The 3,043-nt window shown below is 29.4% G+C and carries 5 protein-coding genes; 2 read left to right on the top strand and 3 right to left on the bottom strand.

The annotated features are described in order from the left end of the window. Positions 1–143: 143 nt before the first annotated feature. Complete coding sequence (locus CN514_RS19860; protein ID WP_088013083.1) at positions 144–329, top strand: DUF5325 family protein; 186 nt, start codon at positions 144–146, stop codon at positions 327–329. Positions 330–407: 78 nt separating this feature from the next. On the opposite strand, the gene CN514_RS19855 is transcribed toward CN514_RS19860, so the two are convergent. Together CN514_RS19855 and CN514_RS19850 are read right to left on the bottom strand one after the other, a co-directional pair. Then, positions 408–1,211 carry an inositol monophosphatase family protein gene (locus CN514_RS19855; RefSeq protein WP_098234071.1) on the bottom strand — a complete coding sequence of 268 codons (804 nt, stop codon included), beginning with the start codon at positions 1,209–1,211 and terminating at the stop codon, positions 408–410. Between the two features lie 215 nt (positions 1,212–1,426). After that, a complete protein-coding gene (locus CN514_RS19850; protein WP_056468536.1) occupies positions 1,427–1,615 on the bottom strand; it encodes a hypothetical protein in 189 nt (62 codons plus the stop codon). A 195-nt stretch (positions 1,616–1,810) separates the two neighbouring features. Between CN514_RS19850 and CN514_RS19845 the strand changes: the two genes are divergently transcribed. Next, positions 1,811–2,440 (top strand): YktB family protein, encoded by a 630-nt coding sequence (locus tag CN514_RS19845; RefSeq protein ID WP_098234070.1) that lies wholly within the window; start codon positions 1,811–1,813, stop codon positions 2,438–2,440. A gap of 219 nt (positions 2,441–2,659) precedes the next feature. On the opposite strand, the gene CN514_RS19840 is transcribed toward CN514_RS19845, so the two are convergent. Beyond that, positions 2,660–2,929: a UPF0223 family protein gene (locus tag CN514_RS19840; protein WP_056468540.1), complete on the bottom strand. Its 270-nt coding sequence runs from the start codon at positions 2,927–2,929 to the stop codon at positions 2,660–2,662. Positions 2,930–3,043: the final 114 nt, after the last annotated feature.

The following is a 3,043-nucleotide window of genomic DNA, read 5'->3' as shown; positions in this document are numbered from 1 at the left end:
CACATGCATACGGAAATATATCAAGAAAATGTTTAATCAAAAATATAAATTATTAATAAATATTTAGTAAAGTTTTATTTTTTTCAAATTTACATCCGATTCGACAAAGAGTAAAATAAGAATTATGAACAGGAGGATTCACCATGTCTAGCATTAAATTTAGACTTTTCTGCGTTGCAACTTTATCCGTAATCTTCTTAATTCTAGTTGGTATTATGCTAGCGGAACTAAGTACTATTGGCGCTATCATTTCACTAATTATTTCAATATCATTAGTTGGTTATGGTTTTTCATTACGTGCTAAATTAAAAAGAGAAGGCAAGTTATAAACCTCTTCTCTTTTTTTTGAACACTGTCTACACACTAAAAAAGAAGGCAAGTTAGTAACCAAACTTACCTTCTTTTTATTATTTTTGTAGAAATTCGATATAATCTGTGAGTAATTCGTTATGAATCGAAGCGTTACTTACTAGCACTGAGCTTTTTTTAAGAATTGAAAGGCTTTCATTTTTGAGCGTAGTACAAATTCCACCTAGTTCTTCAACAATAATTTTACCCGCGGCAAAGTCCCAAGGTGACAATCTTGGAGTGATATATGCATCAATCCTTCCCATTGCCACATAGACCATTTCCATCGCTGCCGAACCATATGACCTACTTCCTCTAACTTTTCGAACAAGATTACTCAATTTTTCATGGTTTATATAACGATTTTTAGTTAGCCAAATAGCATTTACAGCTACAATCGCCTCTTCTAGTACTACACTTTTCAAAGGTGTTAATTCGAGATCATTTAAATATGCTCCTTCACCTTTTTTAGCAAAATATAGTTCATTATGTATTACATCCATTATAAAACCCATTTTACCGATTCCATTTTCATAAATACCTAAAGAAATCATAAAATTACGTTTTTGGTGAACAAAATTCATCGTTCCATCGATAGGATCAAGAATCCACACAACCCCAGTTACTTGATTCAAATCATCGCCTTTACCTTCTTCACCTAGTAAGTAATGATTCGGAAATTTCTTTTTTATTTTTTCGTAAAAGAATTTTTCAATTTCTTCATCTTTATTTGTTACTAAGTCATTTTCGTTTGATTTAGTATTGATTGTTATGGAGTCGTATAAAGAGCTTTTAATATTTTCAGCTGCTTCTTGAAGCAAATTCCTCGCGAATTGTTCAATTTCTTTCCAGTCTACATTCATAATTAAACACTCCAAACTCTACGTGCTAAAACTAATATTTAATGGTCCTGTTTATCAGTTTACCAATTTTAACCTAAAAAAACCTAATGAAATGATTTTTATTTAAGATGAGGAACTATTTTGGAGGGTGGGCATACGATAGACCATTGGGCATTTAGCGGAAGATTTGGCGCACAGAAAAACGAACCTATTTAAAGGTTCGGTAAATAAACTCGCTAAGCTTCTAGACGAATTAATTCTAATCTTAATAATTCTAATTTCTTCTTAGATTCAATCATTGCTTCATTATCATTGACTGTCATAGCATCGAATAGTGTAGCTAGTTCGTAATCTAATTCTAATCTAAGTACAGGAATTCTCTTTTCTGCATCAGTTCTTTTTAACGCATTAATCACTTGTCTCATCATTATCCCTCCATAGAATATAAGTTGGCAAAACAAATTGTAAAAGTTAATTAACAAAATTTTCTGATTTTTATCTTGCTACTAATATATGTTGTTTAAGCTTATAATGTAACTATTTTATGAAGAAACATATTACCCATTTGTTTTGTACAAACATGGTATACTAATTAGATAATGTAATTAGGGGGTTCAAAAATGACTCAAACTTTTTTTAAAGAAAGTGATTTTGAAATATTTACAACTGACTCAACATTAGAAATTAGAATGAGTGCTATACAAAATGAAATTCAACCAAAATTTAAAGAAATTGAAGAAGAAATATTACCTTTTTTAAATGTACAAACTGATCAAAACTTTTTTGGCCATATTGCTAAGCATGCTCGACGTACTGTAAATGCTCCAAAAGATACTTGGATTGCTTTTGCAACAAATAATCGTGGATACAAGATGCTTCCTCATTTCCAATTTGGACTGTGGGGTACTCACTTGTTTGTTTACTTTGGAATTATTTACGAAAGTCCAAATAAGCAATCAATTGCCATAAATTTTGAAAAGAATAAAAATAAACTTTACAAAATGATTCCGAAAGATTTTGTTGTATCTTACGATCATATGAAGCCTGATGTGATACAAAAAAGTAAAATGAATAAAGATGAATTCAATAAAGGTATTCAAAGATTTCATGATGTAAAAAAAGCAGAATACCTATGTGGAATTACAGTTGCAAAAGATGAAGCAATTACACTTACAAAGGAAGAACTAATCCTACGTATTATAGAAACATATAATACTTTAATTCCTTTATACAAGATAAGTATAAACTGAATTAATATAAGTGTTGTTTTATTATACATATGTCAAAAACAAAAGTCTATGCCCATTCTTTACACATTTTTCGACAGGACGAAATAATAAATTGATTTATTTAAACAATACATAGATAAGAAAAGCCCATTAAAGGTAGCAAATGATCCTTTAATGGGCTTCTATTTTTTAATTAGATTTTATTTACTATTTAATTCTTAACGATTAACTTATTTAATATTACATTTTAATTTTATCACCGGGAGCACCATTTTTAGCTTTTTGCATGACTCTGTATGCAGAATAGCCAGATATCTCCTCTAACTCATTACATAATTTTTTTTCTTCTGCAATACTAGGTACAATTGATTTAAACTGTTTGTATGTAGCCATTAACACTTCACGATCTATTCCCTTTTCATACGCTTTTTCTACTGATGTGTAGAACTGTATTACCTCAATTGTCTCATCTGTTGTCCAATCATATGAAATTGGGTATTGGTAATCCATTTACTTCACTCCTACTATTTTCTAATTAATTCCATTTTAACACATTTTTTAAATTCCAATTCTTATTTTAAAAATTGATATAATTTCATTCAGATGAATAAAATTTCATAACTT

The sequence above is a fragment of the Bacillus sp. AFS001701 genome (assembly GCF_002559405.1).
Classification (GTDB): domain Bacteria; phylum Bacillota; class Bacilli; order Bacillales; family Bacillaceae_G; genus Gottfriedia.
This window is presented reverse-complemented; position numbering and strand designations above follow the sequence as displayed.

Coding starts and splice junctions, on each gene's coding strand:
- CN514_RS19860 (WP_088013083.1), top strand. CDS start 144: ATGTCTAGCATTAAATTTAGACTTTTCTGCGTTGCAACTTTATCCGTA.
- CN514_RS19855 (WP_098234071.1), bottom strand. CDS start 1,211: ATGAATGTAGACTGGAAAGAAATTGAACAATTCGCGAGGAATTTGCTT.
- CN514_RS19850 (WP_056468536.1), bottom strand. CDS start 1,615: ATGAGACAAGTGATTAATGCGTTAAAAAGAACTGATGCAGAAAAGAGA.
- CN514_RS19845 (WP_098234070.1), top strand. CDS start 1,811: ATGACTCAAACTTTTTTTAAAGAAAGTGATTTTGAAATATTTACAACT.
- CN514_RS19840 (WP_056468540.1), bottom strand. CDS start 2,929: ATGGATTACCAATACCCAATTTCATATGATTGGACAACAGATGAGACA.